26 protein-coding genes are annotated in these 26,127 nt (G+C 45.1%); 8 read left to right on the top strand and 18 right to left on the bottom strand.

Going from position 1 to position 26,127, the window contains the following annotated elements; translation table 11 throughout:
* Nucleotides 1-150 precede the first annotated feature (150 nt).
* The 7 genes from npdG to AC2A4J_RS14550 form a co-directional block, all read right to left on the bottom strand.
* Nucleotides 151-846 (bottom strand): NADPH-dependent F420 reductase, encoded by a 696-nt coding sequence (npdG, locus tag AC2A4J_RS14580; RefSeq protein ID WP_484176546.1) that lies wholly within the window; start codon nt 844-846, stop codon nt 151-153.
* Nucleotides 843-1,616, bottom strand: a complete 774-nt coding sequence (gene cofE, locus AC2A4J_RS14575; protein WP_484176545.1) for a coenzyme F420-0:L-glutamate ligase — start codon at nt 1,614-1,616, stop codon at nt 843-845. The genes npdG and cofE overlap by 4 nt, the downstream gene beginning before the upstream one ends.
* Nucleotides 1,609-2,325 (bottom strand): 2-phospho-L-lactate guanylyltransferase, encoded by a 717-nt coding sequence (cofC, locus tag AC2A4J_RS14570; RefSeq protein ID WP_484176544.1) that lies wholly within the window; start codon nt 2,323-2,325, stop codon nt 1,609-1,611. Before cofC ends, cofE begins: the two co-directional genes overlap by 8 nt.
* Nucleotides 2,325-3,284, bottom strand: a complete 960-nt coding sequence (gene cofD, locus AC2A4J_RS14565; protein ID WP_484176543.1) for a 2-phospho-L-lactate transferase — start codon at nt 3,282-3,284, stop codon at nt 2,325-2,327. Before cofD ends, cofC begins: the two co-directional genes overlap by 1 nt.
* Entirely contained in the window at nt 3,284-4,489 is a 1,206-nt protein-coding gene (gene cofH / locus AC2A4J_RS14560; RefSeq protein WP_484176542.1) for a 5-amino-6-(D-ribitylamino)uracil--L-tyrosine 4-hydroxyphenyl transferase CofH, read from the bottom strand. The genes cofD and cofH overlap by 1 nt, the downstream gene beginning before the upstream one ends.
* The gene (gene cofG / locus AC2A4J_RS14555; protein ID WP_484176541.1) at nt 4,486-5,616 is read right to left on the bottom strand and encodes a 7,8-didemethyl-8-hydroxy-5-deazariboflavin synthase CofG; all 1,131 of its coding nucleotides are present in this window, start codon (nt 5,614-5,616) and stop codon (nt 4,486-4,488) included. The genes cofH and cofG overlap by 4 nt, the downstream gene beginning before the upstream one ends.
* A gap of 271 nt (nt 5,617-5,887) precedes the next feature.
* Nucleotides 5,888-6,535: a TetR family transcriptional regulator C-terminal domain-containing protein gene (locus AC2A4J_RS14550; RefSeq protein WP_255826751.1), complete on the bottom strand. Its 648-nt coding sequence runs from the start codon at nt 6,533-6,535 to the stop codon at nt 5,888-5,890.
* A gap of 251 nt (nt 6,536-6,786) precedes the next feature.
* On the opposite strand from AC2A4J_RS14550, the gene AC2A4J_RS14545 reads away from it, so the two are divergent.
* The 3 genes from AC2A4J_RS14545 to hydA all read left to right on the top strand — a co-directional run bounded on the left by AC2A4J_RS14545 (nt 6,787) and on the right by hydA (nt 11,100).
* Nucleotides 6,787-8,028 (top strand): allantoate amidohydrolase, encoded by a 1,242-nt coding sequence (locus tag AC2A4J_RS14545; RefSeq protein ID WP_484176540.1) that lies wholly within the window; start codon nt 6,787-6,789, stop codon nt 8,026-8,028.
* Nucleotides 8,029-8,112: 84 nt separating this feature from the next.
* The gene (locus tag AC2A4J_RS14540; RefSeq protein ID WP_484176539.1) at nt 8,113-9,597 is read left to right on the top strand and encodes an NCS1 family nucleobase:cation symporter-1; all 1,485 of its coding nucleotides are present in this window, start codon (nt 8,113-8,115) and stop codon (nt 9,595-9,597) included.
* Between the two features lie 60 nt (nt 9,598-9,657).
* A complete protein-coding gene (gene hydA / locus AC2A4J_RS14535; RefSeq protein ID WP_484176538.1) occupies nt 9,658-11,100 on the top strand; it encodes a dihydropyrimidinase in 1,443 nt (480 codons plus the stop codon).
* Between the two features lie 133 nt (nt 11,101-11,233).
* Here hydA and AC2A4J_RS14530 read toward each other — a convergent pair whose 3' ends face one another.
* From AC2A4J_RS14530 to nrdR, 7 genes are all read right to left on the bottom strand, one after another.
* Nucleotides 11,234-11,716, bottom strand: a complete 483-nt coding sequence (locus AC2A4J_RS14530) for a phosphatidylglycerophosphatase A family protein (RefSeq protein ID WP_255826759.1) — start codon at nt 11,714-11,716, stop codon at nt 11,234-11,236.
* A 58-nt stretch (nt 11,717-11,774) separates the two neighbouring features.
* Entirely contained in the window at nt 11,775-12,725 is a 951-nt protein-coding gene (thiL, locus tag AC2A4J_RS14525) for a thiamine-phosphate kinase (protein ID WP_484176537.1), read from the bottom strand.
* Nucleotides 12,726-12,938: 213 nt separating this feature from the next.
* Complete coding sequence (locus AC2A4J_RS14520; protein ID WP_255826763.1) at nt 12,939-13,235, bottom strand: DUF6172 family protein; 297 nt, start codon at nt 13,233-13,235, stop codon at nt 12,939-12,941.
* 102 nt (nt 13,236-13,337) lie between these two features.
* The gene (locus tag AC2A4J_RS14515) at nt 13,338-14,408 is read right to left on the bottom strand and encodes a CNNM domain-containing protein (RefSeq protein WP_255826765.1); all 1,071 of its coding nucleotides are present in this window, start codon (nt 14,406-14,408) and stop codon (nt 13,338-13,340) included.
* 320 nt (nt 14,409-14,728) lie between these two features.
* Nucleotides 14,729-15,253, bottom strand: a complete 525-nt coding sequence (gene nusB, locus AC2A4J_RS14510; protein WP_484176536.1) for a transcription antitermination factor NusB — start codon at nt 15,251-15,253, stop codon at nt 14,729-14,731.
* A gap of 277 nt (nt 15,254-15,530) precedes the next feature.
* The gene (gene ribD, locus AC2A4J_RS14505; RefSeq protein WP_484176535.1) at nt 15,531-16,685 is read right to left on the bottom strand and encodes a bifunctional diaminohydroxyphosphoribosylaminopyrimidine deaminase/5-amino-6-(5-phosphoribosylamino)uracil reductase RibD; all 1,155 of its coding nucleotides are present in this window, start codon (nt 16,683-16,685) and stop codon (nt 15,531-15,533) included.
* 11 nt (nt 16,686-16,696) lie between these two features.
* Nucleotides 16,697-17,194 (bottom strand): transcriptional regulator NrdR, encoded by a 498-nt coding sequence (gene nrdR / locus AC2A4J_RS14500; protein WP_484176534.1) that lies wholly within the window; start codon nt 17,192-17,194, stop codon nt 16,697-16,699.
* 160 nt (nt 17,195-17,354) lie between these two features.
* Between nrdR and AC2A4J_RS14495 the strand changes: the two genes are divergently transcribed.
* The 4 genes from AC2A4J_RS14495 to ettA all read left to right on the top strand — a co-directional run bounded on the left by AC2A4J_RS14495 (nt 17,355) and on the right by ettA (nt 22,686).
* Nucleotides 17,355-18,266 (top strand): DMT family transporter, encoded by a 912-nt coding sequence (locus AC2A4J_RS14495; protein ID WP_484176533.1) that lies wholly within the window; start codon nt 17,355-17,357, stop codon nt 18,264-18,266.
* 261 nt (nt 18,267-18,527) lie between these two features.
* On the top strand, nt 18,528-19,244 hold the full coding sequence (locus tag AC2A4J_RS14490; RefSeq protein ID WP_484176532.1) for a hypothetical protein: 717 nt from the start codon (nt 18,528-18,530) through the stop codon (nt 19,242-19,244).
* Between the two features lie 54 nt (nt 19,245-19,298).
* A complete protein-coding gene (locus AC2A4J_RS14485) occupies nt 19,299-20,795 on the top strand; it encodes a methyl-accepting chemotaxis protein (protein WP_484176531.1) in 1,497 nt (498 codons plus the stop codon).
* Between the two features lie 229 nt (nt 20,796-21,024).
* Nucleotides 21,025-22,686 (top strand): energy-dependent translational throttle protein EttA, encoded by a 1,662-nt coding sequence (ettA, locus tag AC2A4J_RS14480; RefSeq protein WP_484176530.1) that lies wholly within the window; start codon nt 21,025-21,027, stop codon nt 22,684-22,686.
* Between the two features lie 2 nt (nt 22,687-22,688).
* Here ettA and AC2A4J_RS14475 read toward each other — a convergent pair whose 3' ends face one another.
* The 4 genes from AC2A4J_RS14475 to AC2A4J_RS14460 all read right to left on the bottom strand — a co-directional run bounded on the left by AC2A4J_RS14475 (nt 22,689) and on the right by AC2A4J_RS14460 (nt 25,454).
* Nucleotides 22,689-23,537, bottom strand: coding sequence for a hypothetical protein (locus tag AC2A4J_RS14475; protein ID WP_484176529.1), 849 nt, complete (start codon nt 23,535-23,537; stop codon nt 22,689-22,691).
* Nucleotides 23,538-23,590: 53 nt separating this feature from the next.
* Nucleotides 23,591-23,893 carry a helix-turn-helix domain-containing protein gene (locus tag AC2A4J_RS14470; RefSeq protein ID WP_024025639.1) on the bottom strand — a complete coding sequence of 101 codons (303 nt, stop codon included), beginning with the start codon at nt 23,891-23,893 and terminating at the stop codon, nt 23,591-23,593.
* Nucleotides 23,886-24,275, bottom strand: a complete 390-nt coding sequence (locus AC2A4J_RS14465; protein ID WP_484176528.1) for a type II toxin-antitoxin system RelE/ParE family toxin — start codon at nt 24,273-24,275, stop codon at nt 23,886-23,888. The genes AC2A4J_RS14470 and AC2A4J_RS14465 overlap by 8 nt, the downstream gene beginning before the upstream one ends.
* A gap of 222 nt (nt 24,276-24,497) precedes the next feature.
* Nucleotides 24,498-25,454: a DMT family transporter gene (locus AC2A4J_RS14460; protein WP_484176527.1), complete on the bottom strand. Its 957-nt coding sequence runs from the start codon at nt 25,452-25,454 to the stop codon at nt 24,498-24,500.
* Between the two features lie 136 nt (nt 25,455-25,590).
* Between AC2A4J_RS14460 and AC2A4J_RS14455 the strand changes: the two genes are divergently transcribed.
* Nucleotides 25,591-26,052, top strand: coding sequence for an Lrp/AsnC family transcriptional regulator (locus AC2A4J_RS14455; protein WP_484176526.1), 462 nt, complete (start codon nt 25,591-25,593; stop codon nt 26,050-26,052).
* Nucleotides 26,053-26,127: the final 75 nt, after the last annotated feature.

Genomic DNA, 26,127 nt, shown 5'->3' with positions numbered 1-26,127 from the left:
TTTTTCATTAACAGCTAGATGGCACTTTTAGGGCGTTACGAGCAAAACCAAGACGAGGCAAAAACAGACGAAAAAGCGGAGTCTATAAGTTATAAATGAGCATTTTGAGTCTGTTTTTAACAAAGTATTGGTGAGCGCAGTAGCCATAAACTAGTGTCCATCTGGTGGGCAGATACGTACCCCCGCATGGGAAAACGGCACCTCTTTTGAAATATTCAATCGAATCAGAATCGGCGTTAGCGCTTCAACGCAACGAGCGCTTTCTGCCAAGCCTGCGTTGTAGGCTTTGGTGCCCATTTTTTCGATCAAATCCATGACGCGTTTTTTCGCACCAAGGTCATTGCCGCACACCAAGATGTCGCAGTTGATGCCACGCGATAAATCATTCAAGGTCACCGCAGAGACGTTATGCAATGCGCCAACCACAGGAATGTCGTCGCCCAATAATAACTGCGCCGATTCCGTTACCGAGCCTGCCTCTGGCATCACCACGGCTTTTGGATTACCTGGTGCCAATGGCACGACGATATCGACCAAGGTTTTACCAACCAGCAATGGTGCCAACATCATTAGGGTGTCGTCATGCCCACTGTAAGGCACAGACAAAATGACTAGATCGTCTGCGGCTTTGGTGGCGTCTTTCATCGACAGGCCCGTAATGTCTGCCTGATAATCCTGCTCCGCCAATGTGGCAATAAGTTGCTGTGCGGTTTCTTCTGCCTTGGCAGGATCACGAGAACCCAACACCACACTGACACCAGCCAGCGCCAAACGCAGGGCCAGTCCTTTCCCTTGCGGGCCGGTTCCGCCAATGATGGCGACTTTATTGCTTACTTCGTTTTTCATCTAAAAAGATCCTCGTTATGAGCGCGAATTAGGTCTCGGCTCGAACTGTCGGTTTTGGGCCAAGAGAGGCCACGAAAAATAATCACTGGCGATTTCGCACTTTTCTCCATTAACAACCCAGAAGCCGCCGCGACTTCATCGGCAAAAGCGGGCGCAGTAACACTCAAAGGTCGTCCATACGCATCTAACTCACCCAACATGTGCATCACGCCCGGCACATTCGCCAAGCCAATCGCTACGTTGGTTTGACCCAATCGCCACGGGCGACCAAAGGTATCACTGATAATCACACCTAAATCACAGCCAAAATGGGCTTCTAATTTGTGACACAGTAATCGCGTACTTTTGTCTGGGTCTTCGGGAAGTAAAATTAGTTGGCCGGGATGGTCAGCATTGGATTCATCCACCGCCGCATTGGCGCAGATGTAACCATTTTTATGCTCGGCAATCAGCACGCCTTCTTCTTGATCTGGTCGCTTCATCGCACGCACAATGCGTGTCGATTGGGACAAAATGACTTCGACTTTGCGCGGGTCTTTATTAACGGTTTTTGCCAGCTCAATGGCCTCTTCGCTGGGCGTGATGTCATCTAGATAAGCAAATGCACCTTCGCTTTTCGACACCACTTTTTGCGCGATCACCAGAATGTCGCCAGTTACCAGCGTTTGATTTTGCGTAGTTAAGGTATCAATAATTTTTTGCGCTAAATCATCACCTTCCCGAAAGTTCGGTAAGCCCATCAGACGAAACATGCTCATAGAGTCAGGCATAGTGACGCTCCTTAATGTGCGATTTATTTATGAATAGCGATCCACTGTCGCGCCATGCTTTGAAGCGTTCAGGTTGACGAATCACCGCTACTTGCAGGTCTTCGCTGTGATCAATATCCAACGCGAGATTCGCTAAATGCAAACTACGGCAGGCCAAACGATTATTCACAGCATTGGCCTTATGAGCAGACGCCGAATCACAACCATATTCAAAGTGAATCGCATCTGGAGGCGATGTTAATAACGCATTGGTGCCGCCGTCTTTGGCGACCGCAATAATGACGTTTGTGTCTCCTGCTGCAGACATTAGAGCGACAAACTCCGCAGGATCGAGTATGGCAATATCACTCGGCACAATCAGCATGCTGTCGTAGCCCGTCTGTTTGACCCAATCGCAGGCAAAATCTAACGCACTGTTTAGGCCCTTCTCTCCATCATCAAACAAGGTATTGGCTTCATAGGATTGAGCAAGAGAAAGCACTTCAAGGGACTCGCTCACCACCAGCATATCCAGCATGGGGAAATGTCGTTGAAAAAACGCCAAAGTGTTTTCAAACAAGGTCAAAGACAGCTTTTCACGGGCTGAGTCTGACAAGCTGCCAACCAATCTTTGTTTGGAACGCTTGGGCGATTTCATCGGAATCACTACGCAAAGCTTATCGATTAAGTGATAAATACTTGGCGAATACATAGCTGAATGATATGTCATTAGGCCGCCCTCTGCTTTTTATAAGACAAGGCGAACTCGACCACTTGAGTAAGCAAAGCGGTTTTCTCTTCAGGCGTTTTTATGAGGGTTGGTGTGACCAGTACATCAAGGCCTTGCCCTTGCAACCATGCGGCGTCTTGCTGATCCACATTGTCAATCACCATGCCATGCAAAAAGGAGCTATAACAGTCATAGATGCCTTTTGAATCGATGCTTTTCCCTGCACTTTCGAGCATTTTATCCGCAGGGCCTTTTACCGTTTTTCCGCCAATTAATGGCGAAATAGCAATGATATAAGCACCGCTTTTTTCCACCGCTTGCTGAATTTCCGGCACAGCGAGAATGGCACCAATACTGACGATAGGATTGCTCGGCGCGATGATAATCAGATCACTGTTAGCAATTTGCTCTAAGGCTTCAGGAGTCGGCTTGGCGTTTGCGATGCCTTGATATTCAATATCTAGCACGTCGGACTGACAATGCTCGCGTACAAAAAACTCTTGGAAAGACAACCAGCCTTGAGGTGTCTTCACTCGGGTTTGCACCACATCGTTAGTCGGCAACAAAATTGGCACGCTAACGTCATGACGCTTCGCCAAACGTTCGGTAATCTCACTGGCGCTGACGCCTTGGTGCTTTAAATTCGTTCGGTAAATATGCGTGGCGAGATCCAAATCCCCCAGGGTCATCCAAGTGTCTTGCCCTAAGGCTTTTAGCTCAGTGAGTACTTGGTGAGTTTCGTTTTTACGTCCCCAACCTTGCTGGCGGTCGATCTGATCGCCTAAGGAATAAATCAGCGTATCGATATCTGGCGAGACCCAAAGACCATGAAACTCATCGTCGTCAGCAATGTTGCCAATGATCTTGGTCGAGCTGGCGTATTGGCTTTTTGCCAAACCTTCGGCGGCTTTCGCACCCCCTACGCCACCCGCCAACAAGGTGATATTTAAGCTGGTCATTAAGCCACTCCTTGAATCGCAATGCGGTTCGTTAATGGCGCTTTGATGCTAGTGGCGGCTATTGGATAGTCTTTTACGATGTCATATTTGGTGCTGCGCTGTACTGCATGCAAACCTGCTGCATGAATATTAGCAACCATGTCTTCTGGGAAAACTTCTTGCCCATGTGTCGCCCCAGCCGCGCGAGAAATACTTTCATTCATCAAAGTGCCGCCCAAATCATTGGCACCTGAACGTAGCATTCTGGCAGCCACATCAGGGCCCATTTTCACCCATGAGGCTTGGATGTTATCGATATGACCTTGCAGCATCAGGCGAGCAATGGCGTGCATTTTAAAATGCTCGTCTTGGGTTGGGCCAGGGCGAACCTTGTCTGGGTTGTCCTTGTATAAACGGGTTTCGTAATGGATAAAACCTAAGGGAACAAACTCGGTAAATCCGCCGGTTTCTTTTTGAATATCGCGCAATAATTTGAGGTGATTTGCCCAATGAATTGGCTGATCCACATGACCGTACATAATGGTCGAGGTTGTTGGCACGCCAACATAATGGGCGGCTTTGATAATGCGCACCCACTCTTCTGTAGTGAGTTTATTTTTGGTCAATTGTTTACGTACTTCGGTATCTAGAATCTCTGCCGCTGTGCCCGGCATAGAACCCAAACCAAGGTTCTTTAACTCGGTCAAAAAGGCTTCTGGCTCAAGGCGACCTTTTTTGCAGCCATACCAAATTTCAAACGGAGAAAAGGCGTGAATATGAATCTCTGGCACACGCTTTTTCACGGCGATTATGAGGTTACGGTAATAATCAGCGCCTATGTCTGGATGCAATCCACCTTGAATACAGACTTCTGTCGCGCCTCGATTCCACGCTTCTTCGGCTCGATCTGCGACTTGTTCGACCGTTAGGAATTCCGCTTCTTTGTCGCCTTTTTCTTTGGCGAAATTACAAAATCGGCAGCCCATGTAACACACATTGGTAAAGTTGATATTGCGAGTAACCACAAAGGTGCCCACATTACCGACACGCTTTTCACGGACTCTGTCAGCCGTATCGAGTACCGCTTGGGCTTCTGCGCCTTGCGTGGCAAACAGTACACAAGCATCGTCAACATTCAGCTCTTCACCTTGCAATGATCTTTCTAAAATTGTTCGAACGGTGTCGCTCACTTGGGCATTGTTTGGCATTAACGGAAATAGGTTCATGCGATGACTCCTCCATTTACTTGAGCAGCACGGCTAACCAGCGACGCGACTCGTTGGGTTAAATTAGGGGTTAGGTATTTATTGTCCTGCTGCTGGAAACGGTCATAAATGGTCAAGCGTTCTGCCAGCGAATAACCCAGTCCTTCACAAGCTTGAGCGACACTGCTGATCTGCGGCCAGGCTCTTTCTGGATTAATAAAGTCTTTGGTCAAAGGCGAGATGCCGCCCCAATCGTTGATGCCAGCATTGATGTAACTACCGTATTCAACTTCCAAATTGGGCGGTGCTTGTATGCTGATGTCATCAGGTAAGATCAAACGGGCAATAGCGATGGTGCGTTTCATGTCGTCTAAATTCGGTTCTTGATAACCAGCCATGGCGGTGCCTGCTTTGGCACGAAAGTTCTGAATGATGACTTCTTGAATGTGCCCATAAGCAAGATGACGATCACGTATGGCAATAAGGCTGTTCACTCGATCTGTCCAGCTTTCACCTATGCCAATCAAAATCCCCGTAGTAAAGGCGATATCAAGGCGACCTGCTTGCTCTATGGTGTCGAGTCGACGTTTTGGGGTTTTATCTGGGCAAGCATGATGGGCTTGGCCTTTTTTGAGTAAATCGTTGGAGACGTTTTCCAACATCATGCCCATGCTAGCGGCAACCGGCTTTAGGCGTTTCAGCTCATCGAAAGACAAAGCACCTGCATTGACGTGAGGTAATAAACTGGTGTGCGTTAAGACACTTTCACATTGGTCATGCAGATAATCTAAGGTACTGACGTAACCAAGATTGGACAACATCTCGCGAGCTTTCTGATGACGTTCTTCTGGTCGCTCGCCCAAACTGAACAAGGCTTCTTTGCAATCTAACGCTGCACCTTCGTGCGCGGTGTTTAGCACTTGCTCTGGCGTCATGTAATTAGCGTGAGGTGAATCGGGCGATTGTACAAAGGTGCAATAACCGCAGGTGTCGCGACACATATTCGTCAGTGGGATAAATACTTTCTTTGAGTAAGTCAGCTGTTTACCCCACGCATTATCACGCGCTGTAGCGGCTTCTTGGCAGAGTGAGTATAAGTCTGGCCCAGTCGCAAACTCATAAGATATGGCTTCAGAATCAGAGATCATAGTCACTCCACGCTTTAATAATTAAATGAGATTAAATTAACTTTTTTACCATTTGGTATAAAAATTAATAGCAATCATTTTGCGTAGAGTAAATTGTTTTTATTAGTGCAAAACACGCACCGATAAAGGGCTAGCGCCCTAAAGTTCAGTTAAGTGAAAAGTTAACCAAAAGGTTAAGATGATGAAATGTGGCGTTTTTTTGCACATTTTAACTGTACAAAAAGCAGACACCCTAGCGTGAATAAAGGAAGAAAATCAGTCGGAATTATTTTTAATTATTTTTTTTGGCACCAAGAGCGCGCACAACAAAATCCGTCACCGCTGATTCTGCTCGTTCAAAGTCGGCTTCATCCAAACGATGTTTACCTAATAGCACTTCCATTTGCACCGAGAAATCTGCATAAGTTTGGGTGGCAGCCCAGATAGTAAAAAACAAATGTTCAGGGTCTATATCGTCAACTAATCCCTTACTTATCCATAACTTAACTAATTCGACATCACGATCGAACTGAGGTTTTAAATGACTAATTAGGTACTCTTTTAAGACGGGCGCACCGCTTATAATTTCATGTGCAAAGACTTTAGATCCATTCGGATAGAGCCGAGAGAGCTGCATTTTTTCACGTACATAACGACGAATAACCGCTTCGGGAGTCTCGCCTTGAGTTTCTAGAAAAGAAAGCTTTTCTATCCAAATATCGAGCATTTCTTTTAACACTCGTTGATACAGTAACTCTTTGTTAGCAAAGTAATAAATCAGGTTTTGCTTGGAAATACTGGCGGCGGCGGCAATAGCTTCCATCGACGAACCGTTATAGCCTTTTTCAGCAAACACCACCTCGGCACAACGCAATATCCGAGACTCTAATTCTTCTCGATTAATCGACTGCTTAGTACGTTTTATTTTGTTATCGGTCAAAACCTGATCCGCCTTCCATAAAAAAGTTCATATCGCCAATGAGTACTATAAGACGCTGTTTTTATTAAATATTATCTTATTTTTAAATTTTAAAATAACACACTCGGATAACTCAAACGAGTTTTTATCAGCAAACTTGATTAAAACTTGGCCTACTTATTGCTGACCGGAAAGACAAGTTGTCTGATATTTTTTTATCGTCATTTTTTACCTTTTGGTAAAGGTATTGGAAGCAGAAGTAGGAGTTAGTAATGCAAGACCTTCATATCAACGAACAACGCCTTTGGGACACTTTAATGGAAATGGGTGACATTGGCGGTACTGAAAAAGGCGGCTGCAACCGTCTTGCAGGAACAGACTTAGACAAGCAAGCCCGCGACCTGTTTGTTGCTTGGTGTGAAGCCTGCGGCTGTTCCGTTGAGGTAGATAAGATCGGCAATATCTTTGCTCGCCGCTCAGGCACAAACAATGATTTACCCGCTGTCGGAACAGGCAGTCACCTTGATACTCAACCTACTGGCGGCAAGTTCGATGGTGTGTTTGGCGTTCTTTCTGGTGTTGAAGTATTACGCACACTTCATGAAAACAACATTGAAACACCTACCGCAATGGAATTTTCTGTTTGGACCAACGAAGAAGGCTCACGCTTTCAACCTGCGATGCAAGGGTCTGGCACCTATGTTGGCCGCTTCGATCTGCAAACAGAATTGAATAAAACCGACGTCAATGGCATTCGCCTTGGCGACGAGTTGGAACGCATTGGTTATTTAGGTGACATGGAGCTGGGTAGCCGACACATGGGCGCATTTTTCGAAGCGCACATCGAACAAGGGCCTATTCTTGAAGACGAGAAAAAAGCCATCGGCATAGTCCGACTAGGCCAAGGTATTCGCTGGTACAACATCGAGGTAGTGGGTCGCCCTTCTCATTCAGGCACCACACCAATGCATCTTCGCAAGGACGCTATGTTAGCGGCTTCTGCCATTGTCACCGAAATGAACGCCATCGCGCATCGTCACGAAAATGGCTTGGGTACAGTGGGCTTTATGCAAGTTTGGCCAAACTCCCGCAACACCATTCCAGGTAATGTGAAATTCAGCGCTGACCTGCGTAATCCAAACCCTGATGTTTTGCTCACCATGCACGAAGAACTCGTGGCGTTTTGCAAGGAAATCGCCTTAGAGCATGAACTAGAAGTCAATCTTGATCCTTTCTGGTATTTCGCACCTGTTGAGTTTAACGCTTCCGACGACGTAAAAGCCGCCACAGAAAAGCTCGGTTACAGCCATATGGACATTTACGCGGGCGCGGGACACGACGCTTGCTACATGGCGGATCTGGTGCCAACAGGGATGATTTTTACGCCTTGTTTGAATGGCATCAGTCATAACGAAGCTGAATACAGTTCGCCAGAAGAATGTGCCGCTGGCGCCAACGTACTACTGCACGCCATGCTCGAAGCCAGTGACCGCATCGCCAAAGAACATCAATAACTAATGATGGCTAATAAATGAAGAAAGCAAAGAACCATTGAATGAAAACAACCCCATAATCAAAAAATAGAAGAGGTGGCAACAATGACCAGCAAGTCTGTTAAACAAGGTGAGTTTTATGAGCTGGAGGTCGACAGCGATCTCCAGCAAAGTTCAGCGTATAACGACGATTTAGCGCCAACCAACGTAAAAGACCGCACATGGAGCAAATGGAATATCGCCGCGTTATGGGTGGGTATGTCGATTTGTGTGCCAACTTATACTTTAGGTGGTGTATTAACGGCTTATTTTGGGCTGTCGGTAATGGAGGCGTTATTCACCATTCTTATCGCTAACATTATCTTGCTGGTGCCACTAACACTAAACGCCTACCCTGGCACTAAGTTCGGTATCCCTTTTCCTGTGTTATTACGTTCATCCTTTGGCATGATTGGCTCTAACATCCCCTGTTTAATCCGCGCCTTGGTGGCCTGTGGTTGGTTCGGTATTCAAACCATGTTCGGTGGTTTGGCAATTCATTTATTCTTGTCTGCCGTGTCTGATGGTTGGGCAAGTTTGGGTGGCGTCGGCGAGGTGATTGGCTTCTTCATTTTCTGGGCGCTGAACATGTACGTGGTGATCCGTGGTGCAGAGTCGATTAAATGGATGGAAACCTTATCCGCCCCCTTGTTACTAATCGTTGCCATTGGCCTGATGTTTTGGGCAGGCGGTAAGGTATCTTTCACCGAAATTTTAGCAACACCAGCGAGTCGTCCTGAAGACGCTGGATTTATGGGTTACTTTCTTGGTGGTCTAACTGCCATGGTTGGTTTTTGGGCAACCTTATCCTTGAATATTCCTGACTTCAGCCGCTATGCAAAATCGCAAAAAGATCAGGTTATTGGTCAAATCGTTGGTTTACCAGTCACCATGTTCTTCTTCGCCGCTTTGGGCGTGGTACTCACCGCAGCATCGACAACGCTGGTGGGTGAAACCATTTCAGATCCGATTTCGTTGATTGGTAAAATCGATAGCCCATTTTGGGTAGCCGTAGCCATGATATTGATCGTTATTGCGACACTGTCTACCAACACCGCTGCTAACGTGGTTTCCCCTACCAATGACTTTCAAAACATTGCACCAAAGCTGATTAATCATACTCGTGGCGCTTTGCTCACAGGCTTGATTGGTATTTTGCTGATGGGTTGGGAACTACTCAAAAAATTAGGTCTATTGGAATCCGATGTCAGCGTAGAAGGTATGTACTCAAACTGGCTACTGGGTTATTCAAGTCTACTTGGTCCGATTGCTGGCATCATGATTGTCGATTACTTCTTAATCAAACGTCAGCATTTAGATTTGGTCGCACTTTATAAACCAAATAGCCTTTATCCAGCCTTTAACAATGCGGGACTCATCGCCTTTGCTGTGCCGGTTGTCATTACCTTAATCGCGCTAAATATGCCTGCGCTTGGCTGGTTCTATAACTACGGCTGGTTCACTGGCGCATTCACTGGTGCCATCGTTTACTTCGTACTTGCCAATATGCAAACCACTTCTGCGACTCAAGCTGACGCACTGCAATCCTAAATAATTCTCACCGCGGCGCCGATTGGTGCCGCCTATATTCACAACAGAAAAGGACGACACATGAGTAGTCTATTTATTAAAGGTGGAACCATAGTCACCCATGAAGAAACCTTCAAAGCAGACATTCTTTGCAAAGACAATAAAATCGTCGAGATCGGCGACATTAGCGCCCTCCCAAACGATATTGAAACCATCGATGCCACAGGCAAGCTCATCATGCCCGGCGGCATTGACCCACATACTCACATGCAATTGCCTTTCATGGGAACCGTAGCAAAAGATGACTTTGCTTCTGGTACTATTGCGGCTCTAGCGGGTGGTACCACGACCATTATCGATTTTGTGATTCCCAACCCTCAGCAGTCGTTATTAGATGCCTACCACCAATGGCGCGACTGGGCGAAAAAAGCCCATTCAAACTACACCTTTCATGTGGCGATTACCTGGTGGGACGATACCGTCGCAGAAGAAATGAATATTCTGGTACGCGATCATGGCGTAAACAGCTTCAAACACTTCATGGCTTACAAAAATGCCATCATGGCAACCGATGACATTTTGGTGTCGAGCTTCACCAAATGCTTGGAGCTTGGCGCTATTCCCACTGTTCACGCCGAAAATGGTGAGCTGGTTTATCACTTACAAAACAAACTCATTTCGGAAGGCATGACGGGGCCAGAAGCCCATCCGCTGTCTCGTCCTTCTTCTGTGGAAGGCGAAGCGGCTAACAGAGCCATTAGCATTGCCAACACTCTTGGCGCGCCAATTTACCTTGTACATGTTTCCACCGAAGAAGCGGTCGACGCCATTCGCTACGCAAAAGATCACGGTCAAACCGTATTTGGCGAAGTGCTGGCGGGACATCTTACCGTGGATGAAAGCGTTTATCAGAACCCAGATTGGGCAACGGCCGCAGCGCATGTAATGAGTCCTCCGTTTAGACCCAAACACCACCAAGACGCGCTTTGGAAGGGTGTACAAGCGGGAACATTGCAAACCACCGCCACCGACCATTGCGCTTTCTGTGCGGAACAAAAAGCCATGGGCAAAGACAATTTTGCACAAATTCCTAATGGCACAGCGGGCGTAGAAGAACGCATGATGGTGTTATGGGAAAAAGGCGTCAACGAAGGCAAAATCACCATGAATGAATTTGTCGCCTTAACCTCGACTAACACAGCCAAAATCTTCAACATGTATCCAAACAAAGGCTGCATTCGTGTTGGGGCTGATGCTGACTTGGTGATTTGGAACCCTGCCGCAATTAAAACGATTTCCGCGAAAACCCATCATTCGAAAATCGAGCACAGTATATTTGAAGGCATGGAAATCCATGGCGTACCTGAAACGACTATTTGTAATGGCAAACTCGCGTGGCATGACAATGTAATACTTACCAAATCTGGCGATGGAAAATACATAGATCGTCCAGCTTACGCGCCTTATTACGAAGCCCTAAGAAAACGCAAAGAACTGAACAAACCCAAAGCAGTTGTGCGTTAAAGATAAGCAAAAACAACCCCATCCTAGCCTTCCCCTTGGAAGTAATAAGGGGAAGGAACAGTTCAGGTCTGCTCCTCCCCCTTGTGTCTTTAAGGGGGAGGCTGGGAGGGGGTGATGAGCGGCAGTTCAAGAGCTAAAAAACAAATTCGATCAAAGCCTGCAGGACGACAAAAGACATAATCCCCGCCAGAATATCATCTAGCATGATGCCGAAGCCGCCGTGGACGTTTTTATCCACCCATGAGATAGGCCAAGGTTTCAAAATATCGAATAAGCGAAACAACACAAAGCCAAGCACGATGTAAAACCACCCCGCTGGCGCAAGCCACATAGTGATCCAGAAACCTACGAATTCGTCCCAGACGATGCCAGCATGGTCGTGCACGCCCATGTCTTTCGAGGTTTTACCACAAAGGTAAATTCCCACCAGCGATGTCACTACCAGCACAATGAAGTACGAGGTTGCGGTTAAATCTTGTAGGAACCAGATAAACAAAGGCACTGCGGCCAATGTGCCAAAGGTTCCCGGCGCTTTTGGCGCGGCACCAGAACCAAGGCCAAACGCCAAAAAATGTATCGGATTACGCCATACCGACGCTGGGGCTGAATTCACCATGAAACCATTACCTATTTAAATTAAAAACTAAAAGATTTTGTAGGCGCTGTAACGGCCCCTAAAAATGTTGCCAACCTGTTACTTCGCCATCATAGTTTTGAATCGCAAAACCATTCTCGACAATTTCCCCCACCTTGGTACAAGGCAAGCTAAGTGTTTGAGTAATCAACGATATTTCAGCAGCTTGTGCTTTTGGTGCGGTGAAACACAATTCGTAATCATCGCCACCCGTTAACGCCAAAGCCACCGCTGTTTCAGGCTGCCAACGACTTAACTCAGAGGAAACCGGCACACGATTAGCATCGATATTCGCTCCAACGCCAGAGGCTTTAAGTATATGCTGGATATCTTGAGCAAGACCATCGGAAATATCCATCATCGCATGCACTACACGCTTCAGTGCCATGCCTGCTATCAGCCTTGGCTTTGGCCTCCAGAAGCGGTCATAGAAATAATCAAAACGCTCACTCGATACTTGCAACTCACCCGTGACAATCGGCACCGCTGCTGCGGCATCGCCAAGTAATCCAGTGACGTAAATATCATCACCGACTTTTGCCCCACTGCGTTTTACCGCCATGTCTGGCTCTACATAACCATGCACTTGCAGCGTAATGGTTAGCGGCCCTTTGGTAGTATCGCCGCCAACCAAGGCCAAACCGATCGGCTCAGCCAGTTCTGCCATACCTTGCGCCAAGCCTGCTAACCATTGCGGATCAGATTCAGGAAGCGTTAGTCCCAAAGTGAAAAACGCCGGTTTCGCGCCCATCGCGGCCAAGTCACTGACGCAGCTTGCCACCGCACGATAACCAATATCCACAGGATCCGCATCGAAAGGAAAATGTCGACCTTCGACCAAGGTATCCATAGAAAACACCAAGCTCTGACCTTGCGGCACTTGCACCTGAGCACAATCATCACCAATGCCCAACAAAAGATCTCCACGTCCCTGCGTGCTTGCCATCACAGACGCTTGAAAGATGTTTTGTATCAACTCGAATTCTTTCAACAGAAGATCCTTTTATCCTAATTAATGGCTCAACCAAGACATTCGCCTAGCGATCAAGACAAGCCAGTTTAATGACCAAGAGGATACCGTATTGTCAGCAAGATGTCAGAAGCGAATAGGAAAGATATCACCATCGCTAGAAACAAAAAAAGGCAGACCACTTACGCAGATCTGCCTTTTTTATCGTCAATCCTTGGCTAAAAACTCGCCGTTTTATTCGTCTTCTGAACGCTTAGCACGCTGTTTAGGCGTTGGAATGACTTCTAGATAAAAAGTCTTCCAATGCTGGCTTTGTGCCGAGCTAATGTTGGTATTGATATCACCTTCATGAATAGCTCTTGCCTTATCAGCCGTTTGACCAAATTTGCAGTTAAATCCCCAAAAATCCGCACCATCAGGCAAGGCTTTTTTACGCTCTGCTTTGATGTATTGCTTAACCTCATTTTTCGCTTCTTCAATAATGCGCTGATATGGTTTTTTGGGGTGAGACAATACAAAGTTCTTTTTCATTATGATCCTAAAAATATTGGATAAGGCAGCGTAACAACCACCTTGATACCCTATGATAACGGGTTAAGAATAATCCAGCTATCAATAAATAACTGCGCTCTACTATTCTATCCGTTCAACATCGATACCAAGCGCTTTAGCCCGCACCGCCCACATTTTACGCGCCAATACTCGCATGTTTTCAACACTGTCCATTTCGTCCATAATTTCCACACCAAGTAAAGTCTCAACCAAATCTTCAAGAGTCACAATTCCTTTCGATCTGCCATACTCGTCGACAACCAAAGCAATATGCTGGCGCTCATTCAGAAAACTATCCAATAGCATGGGTAATGACACCTTTTCAGGAACAGCTGTAATATCACGCCTTAAAGACTTAAGTGTTTCGCCATGTCGATCCGATGCTTTACTTAATAAGATATCATCTCTAAGAACAAAGCCGGTAATATCGTCAAAGCCTGACTTATACACAGGTAAACGTGAAAATGGCTTGTTCTTAATAAGCTCAAACACTTCCGACACTGTTTTTTCTTCTGAAAGTACAAACGCAACGATACGAGGCGTCATCACATCCATCACTTTCACAGAACCATAGCGAAACAAATTGCCGAGGATTCGAGATTCTCTATCATTAATATGCCCGCCCTCTTTGCCAAGCTCTGCCATAGCAATAAATTCATCTCGGTTAAAATGCTGTATCTCTTTTCCGTGTGCTATCAGCTTAGTCAGCTTTTCTGAAATCCATACAATAGGGTACAGAATGACGATAAGACCCTGCACAAAGTACATTGTCGGTACAACCAGTTTTGGCCAATAAATAGCACCGATGGTTTTTGGTACAATTTCCGATAAAAATAAAATAGCCATGGTCATGCATGCCGAAAAAAAACCAAACCACGCGCTGCCAAATACTGCAGTAGCTTTTGCACCTGCGCCAATCGCCCCAGCTGTATGTGCAATAGTATTAAGTGTCAAAATAGCCGCAAGAGATTGGTCAATATTGTCTTGCTTTAGTCGCTTCAAACGCGCAGCGTATTTTGGTGCTTTTTCTTTCTGCCCTTCAATATAAGAAGGCGTAATACTTAATAGCACCGCTTCCGCCACAGAACAGAGAAATGAAAAACCTATTGCAGAAACTATATACACCATCAACAAAACGGCATCTGAGCTCATTTTATATCCTTGTACTCGTCATTAAATTATCTTCACACATAAAATTAGTCTTTAGTCACAGTATTAAGTTCAACACATACTGCAAAATCTTATGCCATCGTTCAGTCGATAAGACCCGACAAAAACGTACACAGACAATATTTAGAGTTGCTGCTTATCTCACACGTTTTAATTGAATTGAGTATTCAGGGGTATGAGCCAGTAAAAACCATGGCGCATAAAAAAGCCCCGTTATTAACAAGTAATAACGGGGCTCTTAGCTGTCTTTTAATTACGCTTTCAGAAATTCTTTCAAAAGCGTTTAAATAATCGTCTATCGATTACTTCTTCGACTCTTTATTCGCATCTCGACGAGCGGCGATTTCTTCGCGGCGCACGCGCTGTGCAAGTTTGTCTAGAATGCCGTTTACGTATTTGTGGCTTTCCGTCGCGCCGAAGCCTTTTGCTAGCTCTACGCTTTCGTTGATCGCAACTCGGTATGGCACGTCTAAACGCTGAGACAATTCAAATGCACCAATGCGCATAACGGCCAATTCGATTGGGTCTAGTTCGCTTAATGGGCGGTCTAATAGTTCTTCAAACAAAGTGTCCAATTTTTTGGCGCTAGCTGTTACACCTTGTAGTAATTCGCGGAAGTAGACTTTGTCACAAGAATCCATTTCTTGATCTTGGTTCATCACGAATTGAGTTTCGATCTCGCTCACTGCAGATTGGTTCATCTGCCATTGATAGACCGCTTGTAATGCCAAACGACGAGAAGCACTGCGCAATTGCGAACGTGAAGGTTTTTTCTCTTTACGTTTTGGTGCTGGAGTTTGGTCGTTTGCTGTTTCCACTTCGCTCATTTTTTGCCTCAATTGTCCAGACTACGCCGCCTTATGGGCTGACGCTTTGGTCTGTTTGAAAGTACCCTTGGTTGTTAAAGAGCTATATTAGCTACTGCCTTTAGACAGCAGCTGAGTCATATCGACCAAAGGTACGAATATATGGGTTGTCTTGGGCGGCGATTATAGCAACATTTATTCTAGGTTTCTCGGCAAAGTTGGCGAAATATTGGTAAGAAAAAACAATTTTCAGGCTTTTCTGAAAAAAAGCCTGAAAAAGCAATGACTCAGCTTTTGACTATTCGTCAAAATCGCCTTCGAAATCTTCATCTAGGTATTTTGGCAAATAAACCAAACGTACATCTTGCCCTACTTGGCGAACCGATTTAAGGGTGAGATCAACCGCTTCGTCCATCGCTTCTAGAGGCAATTTAAATAACGGACGTGCGCTTGAGCCCAATAGTTTCGGCGCCATGTAGACAACAATTTCGTCGATCAAACCGGCTTCCAAAAAGCCACCAGCCAATTCCGCACCCGCTTCTAACAAGACTTCGTTGATGCCTGCATCAGCAAGTTGCTCCATCGCGTCCAATAAATCGAGTCGGCCATCTTCACCACGTGGTGCAAAACGCACCGTCACGCCTTTTTTAGTGAGCACTTCTAAATGCTCTGCTTCCACCTCTTCTTCTACCGAAAACACCCACGCTTGATTGCCAGGGTAAAGGATTTTGGCTTCTGGAAGAATCGACAACGCCGTATCCATCACCACACGAATGGGCTGACGCACGCTTTTCGGATCGGCTTCTTGGTCATCATTGTCGATACGCACTGTCATGCTTGGATTGTCTGCCAACACAGAGCCAATCCCCGTCACAATAGCATCACTTTGCGCACGCAAACGCTGTACATCAAGACGCGCAGCGGAATCAGTAATCCACTGACTCTCGCCAGATTCCATTGCTGTGCGGCCATCCATGCTCATGGCAAGCTTCACTCGCACATAAGGAAGACCTTCTCGCATACGCTTAATAAAACCAGGGTTAAGCGCTTCGCATTCCGCTTCTAAAACTGGCCCAATTACTTCGATACCGGCTTTTTTGATTTTCGCCAGACCATTGCCAGACACTTCAGGATTCGGATCTTGCATGCCGTAAACAACACGCGCAACGCCCGCTTTAATTAAGGCGTCGGCACAAGGCGGCGTTTTGCCTTGGTGACTGCAAGGTTCCAAGGTGACATAAGCCGTTGCGCCAACAGCGTCTTGGTTCGCATCCGCCAAGGCATTGACTTCCGCATGGCCTTCTCCGGCTTTTACATGAAAGCCTTGCCCAATGATTTGCTGATCTTTAACTAACACACAGCCAACACGTGGGTTGGGATGAGTGGTATAGCGGCCTTTTTTCGCCAATTGAATGGCTTTCGCCATCCAGTATTCGTGATTATAAACTGTCATGCTTTGTCTTCTTATTTCAATTCTTGGGCGTTTGGTTTTGATTCGTTAACAGAAGAGCTGTGACCTTCTAAACGATCGATTTCCTCACGGAATTCGCTAATGTCTTTGAAGCTTCGATAAACAGAAGCAAAACGCACATAGGCCACTTGATCAAGACGCTTCAATTCTTCCATTACCGCTTCACCAGTCCAACGAGACGGTAATTCTCGCTCACCAGTCGCTTGCATTTTTTCTTTAATTCGGGTGATCGCAGTTTCTACCGCTTCAATGCTAACAGGACGTTTTTCAATGGCTTTAATTATCCCGTTGCGTAACTTGTCTTCATCGAATGCCTCTCGACTGCCATCACTTTTGATCAGTTTTGGCATTTGCAATTCAGCCACTTCAAAGGTGGTAAAACGCTCTTGGCAATGACTACAGGTACGACGGCGACGCACTTGTGCGCCTTCAGAAACCAATCGAGAATCCACTACTTTAGTATCTTGAGTTCCACAAAAAGGGCATCGCATAGTGCTTCCAATATCGCTAATTTGGTGTAAGAATGCCTTAGACTAGGCCATCGCGTGATGGGTGAAATCATACCAACCCCGCCATAATATAGCTACAAAGCGACTGTGTGCGCTTGCATCATTCTTCTATATAAGAGTGAATGATTTTATAAGGATTTATATGCCGTTCGCAGAATTATCGGGCTTAATTGCCGCCTTGTGTTGGACTATTTCGAGCCTGATGGCGCCAAACTTGATCCAACGCTTTGGTACCATGCGTTTTAATACCTTTCGTATTGTGATTGCCAGTTCGATTCTGTTAGCCATTTGCTTAATCACTCAACGCTTCAATGCAACTTTGTGGCAACACGCTGAGATCGTCATGCTGTCTGGGCTGTTGGGGATTTTCATTGGCGATACCATGTTGTTTACCGCGGTGCATCGTCTCGGGCCTCGACGCACAGGGGTTCTGTTCGCTACCAATGCACCCATGTCGATTCTATTGGGTTGGCTATTTTTAGGGGAAAACCTTTCTTTTAATCAACTCTTTGCCTGCGGTTTAGTGCTTATGGGTGTAGTGATCGCTATTCTATTTGGCCGTAGAGTCAGTCTTCACGCTTGGGAGCAAACTAAAGGCAAATTAAGCATTGGAATTTTGCTTGCTCTTGGCGCAGCGCTTGGTCAGGCCAGTGGTGCCTTGCTTAGCAAACCCGCTTTAATTGATGGTGCCGATCCGATTGCCGTCTCCGCATTGCGTGTTGGCACAGCGGCTTTCGCTCTTGCTCTTGCATATGGTTTGTACTATCGACACAAACAACCTGCTGACGCGATTCCATTTGGTCAACTAACTCGTGTTGATTTCATGGGCATCGCTACTCTCGCCACCATTGGTATGGTAATCGGTATGAGCGTCTTAGTTTGGGGCGTCGGTAACGCTAATGTCGGTATTGTCACTACGCTATCAGCCGTTGTTCCCGTACTAATTTTACCGGGCTTGTGGATCACCACCGGCCAACGCCCTGCATTTGGCGCCTGGATCGGGGCGACTTTTGTTGTCACTGGTGCGGCTCTTCTCATTTTAGTCAGTAACTAAAGCTCTCTTCTCCTTTTTATCTCTTTCATAATTAAAATGAAATTTAGCTTGTAATAGAAAAGCTATAAGACATAAGATTAAACAAAGTGTAATTTTATGTAAAAAATAATAAGGAAATAAGATCACGTGATTATATTGAGATATATCGGAGTGATAGCTCTGATGCTTCATTCCCTTCATTCAATAAGCGCTGAACCCTTCAGAATTAACAAAGTGGTAGGTGAAAAAGAAGAGCTCATGTTCAGTGTCTTAAAGCTCGTTATGAGTAAGGTTGACCCTGACACCACCTTTGCTCAAAACGAACAAGAGCTAAACACAGCTCGAGCCATTGGCGCCGTCGAATCAAAAAAACTCGATATAATGTGGGGAGGCTCCACCTCTACTTACGAAGATAAAATGCTCCCAATCCGAATTCCGGCATTGAAAGGACTACTCGGACACAGAATCTTTATTATTCGCGCCAGTGATCAGGAAAAATTCAACCAAATACATTCTTTAGAAGATTTAAAGAAACTCGATGCTGGCTTAGGCAAACTTTGGGGTGACACAAAGGTAATGAAATTAGCCGACATCCCGACGGTCACTACGATGAAATACCCTAACTTATTTTTGATGCTAGAAGGCGGCCGTTTCGACTACTTCCCCAGAGCGCTTCATGAACCTTGGGTAGAAGTAAAATCTCGTCCAGAGCTGAACTTAGCCATTGAAAAACATCTCATGCTGATTTATCCATTCGCGCAATATTTCTATGTCGAAAAGTCCAATAAATCGCTGCACGACAAAATTTACAAAGGCTTTGAAATGGCTATCGCTGATGGCAGCTATGACAAACTCTTCTTCAACCACCCGATGATTAAAGATGTGTTAGAGCAAGCCAACTTAAAGCAGCGCACAGTAATTCGTATCAAAAATGCCACAATGCATCCAGATACACCCTTTGATCGCAAAGAATTTTGGTTAGATTTAGACAACCTTTAAACCAACAATTTAACGACATATTCCTTACTCCCAAAGCAACGATACGAGATAGAAATGAATTCAATCAAACAAAAATCCATGCTTTTCCTTTCTACTGCCTCACTTCTCGTGATGGTGATTATTTTTTCCAGCAGTTATATGTTGGCAAAAAATCATTTTGAGGAAGCATTAAACAAACAAATAAAAGGGTTAAACAACACCTTATCTATTGCGCTGCAAGAACCGATATTTTCTTACGATTCGGGTCTGATTGAACGCATCATGTCTTCATTTATGAATCTCCCTTTTGTTGACAGCATCAAAGCGTATGATCAAAGAGATAAGCTACTCGGTACAGCGAAAGATGATCAAAGCACCAAAGCAGACTCCAAGGACTTACGTGTCGATACAATAGATATCGTTTGGAGTGACAAAAGCGTCATTGGTCATCTTGAAGTGACCTACCGAATGGACAGTAATGCAGAATTGCTTTCATCCATACAAATTATGTTTTTGTTAATAGGTGTAATTTTGTTGCTGGTACTACAAGTAACCAACTGGTTCGTTTTAACACGCTATGTCGTAAACCCAATCAAAGTGGTTGCTAGCGCCATGGCTGAAATCGCACAAGGTGGCGGTGACTTAACAAGACGTCTAAACATTCAGAGTAAAGATGAAGTGGGTGTGCTTGCCCATGGGTTTGATACTTTCATTTCCAATCTTCATACCTTGGTACAAAAAATTGTTAATTCAAATAACGAGCTATCAAATTGCTCTCAAAGCATAAAGTCCAATGCCAATGAAAACACTAAGTCCACGGAGCAACAGTTGTTAGAGATTGAACAAGTTGCTACTGCACTCAACGAAATGTCGTCAGCCACTCAAGAAGTCGCTAGAAACGCAAACGAAACGGCCGATAAAACCCAGCGCTGCAACAAGCTGGCTATCAAAGGCAACACCATTGTCAAAAATACCATCAATGATATTCACAACTTAGGCCAAGAAATTAATTCAACGTCTGACAAAATCATTGAATTGAAAGACCAAAGTGCGCAAATTAACACCGTATTGGATGTGATCAAAGGCGTGGCAGAACAAACCAACTTACTGGCACTAAACGCCGCGATAGAAGCTGCACGTGCTGGTGAACAAGGTCGCGGCTTCGCGGTCGTCGCCGATGAAGTGCGTTCATTAGCGCAACGAACTCAAGATTCAACCACTGAAATTGAAGGCATTATTAACAATTTGCAGTCCGCTTCTGAAGGCGCTAGTAAACTAATGCAATCCACCAGCGCAACGCTACAAAAAACCATTGATGAATCTGGTGGTGCCATCACAGCACTCGACAATATTATTAAAGACATTGTCGTCATCAATGATATGAACGCCCAAGTAGCAACCGCCACAGAAGAGCAAAGTTCTGTTGCATCCGAAGTTAGCGACAAAGTGCTGATCATTAATAATGCCACTGTTGTGATTACCGACAATGCAGCAAGTATCGAACAGCTGAGCGATCAGCTCGACTCTCTTAGCTCCAGCATTAACAGAGATTTATCTAACTTTAAGCTTTAACGCATCTTAGTAAAAAAACACAGTAAGAACCGCCACGATAAATAGCGGTTCTTACTCGCATCTGTATTTTTCCCAATCATCCCCTGTGCTATCCTTACCCCACTAATTGCATTTGGCTCTCCATCGACTTGCTAGAGTTCTTTTGGCAACCCCGTGGAGCGTTTTAACGAAATTTATGCACGACATGAATAGTGCATGGATCTCCAATCATAGGATAAGTTGACTCTTTATGGCTCAGTTTGTATACAGCATGAACCGCGTTGGGAAAGTTGTTCCCCCAAAACGCGAGATTCTTAAAGACATTTCTCTTTCATTCTTCCCTGGCGCTAAGATCGGTGTATTGGGTCTTAACGGTTCTGGTAAATCGACTCTACTTCGCATTATGGCGGGTGTTGATACCGAGCATAATGGTGAAGCACGTCCAATGCCGGGCATCAAAATCGGCTATTTGGAGCAAGAACCTCATCTTGATCCAGAAAAAAACGTGCGCGGCATTGTTGAAGAAGCGTTCGCTGATGTGATTGAAGCGATGGCGCGTTTGGATGCGGTTTACGCTGAATACGCTGAACCCGATGCGGACTTTGATGCGCTAGCAAAAGAACAAGGCCAACTTGAAGCCTTGATCGAAGCAAAAGAAGGCCACAACCTAGAGCGCGCCCTTGAAGTCGCAGCTGATGCGCTACGTCTGCCTCATTGGGATGCGAAAGTAGAACATCTTTCTGGTGGTGAGCGTCGTCGTGTTGCTCTATGTCGTCTATTGCTTAATAAACCAGACATGATCCTACTAGACGAGCCAACAAACCATTTGGATGCGGAATCCGTTGCTTGGCTAGAGCGCTTCTTGAAAGATTACCCAGGCACTGTTGTGGCGATTACCCATGACCGTTACTTCCTAGATAACGCTGCCGGCTGGATTCTAGAACTTGACCGTGGCCACGGTATTCCATACGAAGGTAACTACTCTTCTTGGTTGGAACAAAAAGACGCGCGTCTACAAACCGAAGCGAAGCAACAAGCTTCTCACCAAAAAGCCATTAAATCTGAGCTTGAGTGGGTTCGTCAAAACGCTAAAGGTCGTCAGTCTAAATCCAAAGCCCGTTTGGCTCGATTCGAAGAAATGAACTCGCAAGAGTTCCAAGATCGTAACGAAACCAACGAGTTGTACATTCCACCAGGACCACGTCTTGGTTCTAAAGTCATCGAAATCGAAGGCGTTAGCAAAAGCTTCGAACACAAGATGCTACTAGAAGACTTCAACATGGTGGTGCCACAAGGCGCGATCGTTGGTGTGGTTGGTGGTAACGGTGCAGGTAAATCTACCCTATTCAAAATGATCGCAGGCATCGAGCAACCTGACACAGGTACCGTCACCATAGGTGAAACCGTACAGCTTGCTTACGTTGACCAAATGCGTGAACTCGACGGCGACAAAACTGTCTTCGAAGAAATCGCTGACGGCCAAGACATGATCACGGTTCACAACTACAAAGTGCCGTCTCGTGCTTATATTGGTCGCTTTAACTTCAAAGGGTCGGATCAACAAAAATTGGTTAAACACTTGTCTGGTGGTGAGCGTAACCGTTTGCACCTTGCCAAACTGCTTAAAGAAGGCGGCAACGTATTGCTACTGGATGAGCCGACCAACGACCTTGACGTAGAAACTTTGCGTGCCCTGGAAGACGCGTTATTGGCCTTCCCAGGCGCCGCGATTGTTATTTCCCATGACCGTTGGTTCCTAGACCGTATCGCGACACACATCCTAGCGTACGAAGGCGACTCTAAAGCCGTCTTCTTCGAAGGTAACTACGCAGAATACGAAGCCGACTACAAAGCTCGTACCGGCAACGAAGCCACACCAACACGTATCAAATACAAACGTATTGATGCGTAATTCTATTTAATAGGATTGGTTGGTTTGAATGGAAAACCGCTTTCAGAAATGGAAGCGGTTTTTTTCAAAAGCTCATTATGAATAAAGACAAATAACGGTTTCAGCAGTGGGCAAGCAGATAATTTTCGTGCAAAAAAATAAGTATCAGAAAACTGAATTGCGTCACGGTTTATTTTTTCAACTTCTTCAATCCTAAGAGATCGACTTATTTGGTTTGCAACTAACATCATTGTAGGGGTTAAAGGTAAGTATCTGTACTTTATAAAATTATCAGGGATAATAAACTCTCCATCTGTAGTAGATAAAACTCCCCAGTAAACGTGTTCACATTGTCTACAAACCAGATCAAACTCATACCGTATTTTTTCTCCGGTTAAAATCCTGCTTGATACGCAAGAATTTGAATCTACAAATATAAACCCTTTTTTTTCAAGTATTTCTCTTTCATCTAGAGTAAAATATTCTGGTTCAACGCCATTAAGTTTTTGGCTAGGAATAGGGCTTTTATTACGTTCAAACCGTAAGCAACAAAGAACATGCATTTTAGTAATTATTTCATTTTGGGCATCTGAAAACTGCAAAATCTTGTCATTCAACACATCACTTATAAGTGCCTGGAACTGATCTTCAATTTTCTTCATAAAGACAGATTCTGATCCATGATCCCATACAAAATCAGCACAAAATATTTCATTATCTGATTTGGCTAGAAAACTTCTCTTTGCTTCTAATCTTTTAACTTCTACATTTCCTTTAATATCTAAAAACCGCTTGATACTAGCTGCTGGAAAGATGTGCTGTTTAATCGTCAAGCCGTATGGATTACCTTTCTGTGGAAGATCTTGTTTCATTCTTTGATTATCCTTATTGCAGCTAGCTTTGATTTCATAATAAGCAAGTAGTATTAAGCAATCACCTCAATCCCTTTTCTCTCCACAAGAGACAGCATTTTCAGCGCAGCACCTCTGGGTTTGCTTTCGCCCTGTTCCCATTTTTTTACCAGCTTATCGCTGACATTTAGATATTGCGCAAACACAGGCTGAGAAAGATTATTGGCAAGTCTTAGTTTTTTTACTTGTTCGGGCGTGAAGTCATGAATAGAGGTTAAGCATAAGGTATCAAACTGACGCATGGTGGTTTTATCAATCGCACCCGCTTTTTTAAGGCCTTTGGCTGTCTTATGAACAGACTTTAAAATATCACTCATGGCGATCTCCTTCTTGGCAATGCTCTACTTTGATTAACTCTTGTGAGGCTATCAAGTTTTCTAATTCAACTTGGCTAAAACTAATAAAGACTTGGGCTAATTCTCTTAGCGCCATTTGCTCTTTTTTGGTGATGTTAGCTCGTTTATTTTTAGCAAAGGCATACAAGAAAAAGTATTTTTCACCAATGACAGCACCAATAATCGTTCGATAGCCACCACTCTTACCTTTGCTCTCTGTTGCCACTCTCTTTTTATAGAGAGCGCCACCTAGGTCAGCATCAACTAACCCTCTCTGGATCTCATCACATGCTTCAATGAGATCCATATCAGACAAACGATCTTTTTTAGTTAAAGAACAAAACTCTTTCGTTTTATAAATCAAAGTATACCCTCCTTGGGTAGTATTTCAACAACTCGCAAACATCATGTAGCGCTTCGTTGCTGATATATATTCATCCTTAAATGCTTCCAATTGATCTTATTAAAGTTTTTCATAGAACACCATGACGGATTTATTTTCACGCCTTAAAAACAAAACCCCGCTTACCTAAGGTAAGTGGGGTTGAGTATTTCCGGTTAAAGAAGTCTGGTCAGACCAACAAAACTACCGCTTTTTAAAGATCCCGCTGGCGATAACGACACCAACACTAACGAAGATTAGCCCCGCGATGGAGTAACCTTCTAGGTGCTCGCCAAGAACGGGGATGGCGATGAGCGCGGCTAGCACTGGGGTGAAGGCGCCGATGGCGGCCATGTTTTCCGCACCGAGTTTTTGGATAGCATAACCGTAGGAAAAGCCCGTCATGAGGCCGACGAGTAAGCTTTGCACGAGAATTTGTCCAGCCAACATGTCCCACGAAGCATCCGCTAAGCCGCTAGAAGCTAGCCCAGTTGCCCATAAGAATGCCAGCGCGATCAAGGACACCAAGCCCATCAATGCTGTTGATACCAAAGGCGGTAAGCCTGCAATTCGTAAACTGACGGTATACACAGCCCAAAAGAAGCTAGCGCAAAGCAATAATAAATCGCCTTTCCATGTATTTTCTGGCGCTGTGAGTAGTGACAGGCTGAGTAAAACAAGCACGCCAATACTGACTAAGCTCAAGCCAATCTTGCGTTCACGGCTGACTTTTTCTTGATAGAAAAGTACCGCCAGCAAGGTCACAAAGAAGGGAAAAGCGCCAAGGATTAACAAGCCAGCATGAGACGCGGGGGCGTATTTCAAGCCTGTGGCACTTAGGTAGAAAAACGGTAAGCCTGCACCACAAACAATCCCCAATAAAAGTATGGGAGATACGGCTTTAACTTGTGCTCTGGCGCGCCATAGGAAAGGAAACAGTAATAATGCTGGCGGAGAAAATCGCAGGATACCCAAATCGAAAGCGGTCAAAGTATTAGTCATACCAGCACGCATACTGACCAACCAAGAGGCCCAAATTAAAATACTCACCAAGGCTGCTAATAAACCAAGACGAAAGCCCCAGCCAGTCGCATATTGCTTGTATTTTGGTGGCTCTTGAGCGGATATAGATGATGTGTGCTGTGTGACTGTTTGGGGCATAACCACCTCGCGGGAAATCGATAGCCCTATTATCTGCTCTCATCCGCGAGCATGTCCTTGCTATTTACCCTCAAGAAAGGCTACTTTTTAGCATATAACACTCAATTCAATTCTATAATTTATAAAGTGTGCCAATATGAATAAAACAGACCTAGATATTCTCTCCCATTTACAATCCGATGGACGCCTTACTAACGTAGCATTGGCGGAGGAAATACACTTATCACCCTCGCCTTGTTTACGCCGAGTGAAGCAATTAGAAGACTCTGGTGTGATCGAGGGTTATCACGCTCGCATTGATCGTCAAAAAGCCGGATTCTCCATGACAGTGTTTGTCGAAGTACGTTTGAAAAGCCATGCTGGCGACAAGCATATTGTGTTTGAAAAGGCGATTTTGGAGATGGAAGACATCATAAGCGCCCATCTTGTCTCTGGTATTGCGGATTATCGTCTAGAAGTAGTGGCGGTGGATTTGCAGGACTACGAACGAATCCTGAAGGCCTTGCAATCCTTACCTCATGTAAAAGACATTCAAAGCCATTTTGCTATTCGCTCAGTAAAAACCGCGGCACCATTGCCGTTAAAAAGAATGTCTTAAGCGACTTATCTCAGACTGTAAACGAAAAAACCGCTTATCTTTCGATAAACGGTTTTGGTGTGCGTTACGTGATAG

Source organism: Marinomonas sp. ATLA20, assembly GCF_057180105.1.
The sequence above is the reverse complement of the archived record's forward strand: the minus strand, read 5'-3'. Positions and strand labels throughout refer to the sequence as shown.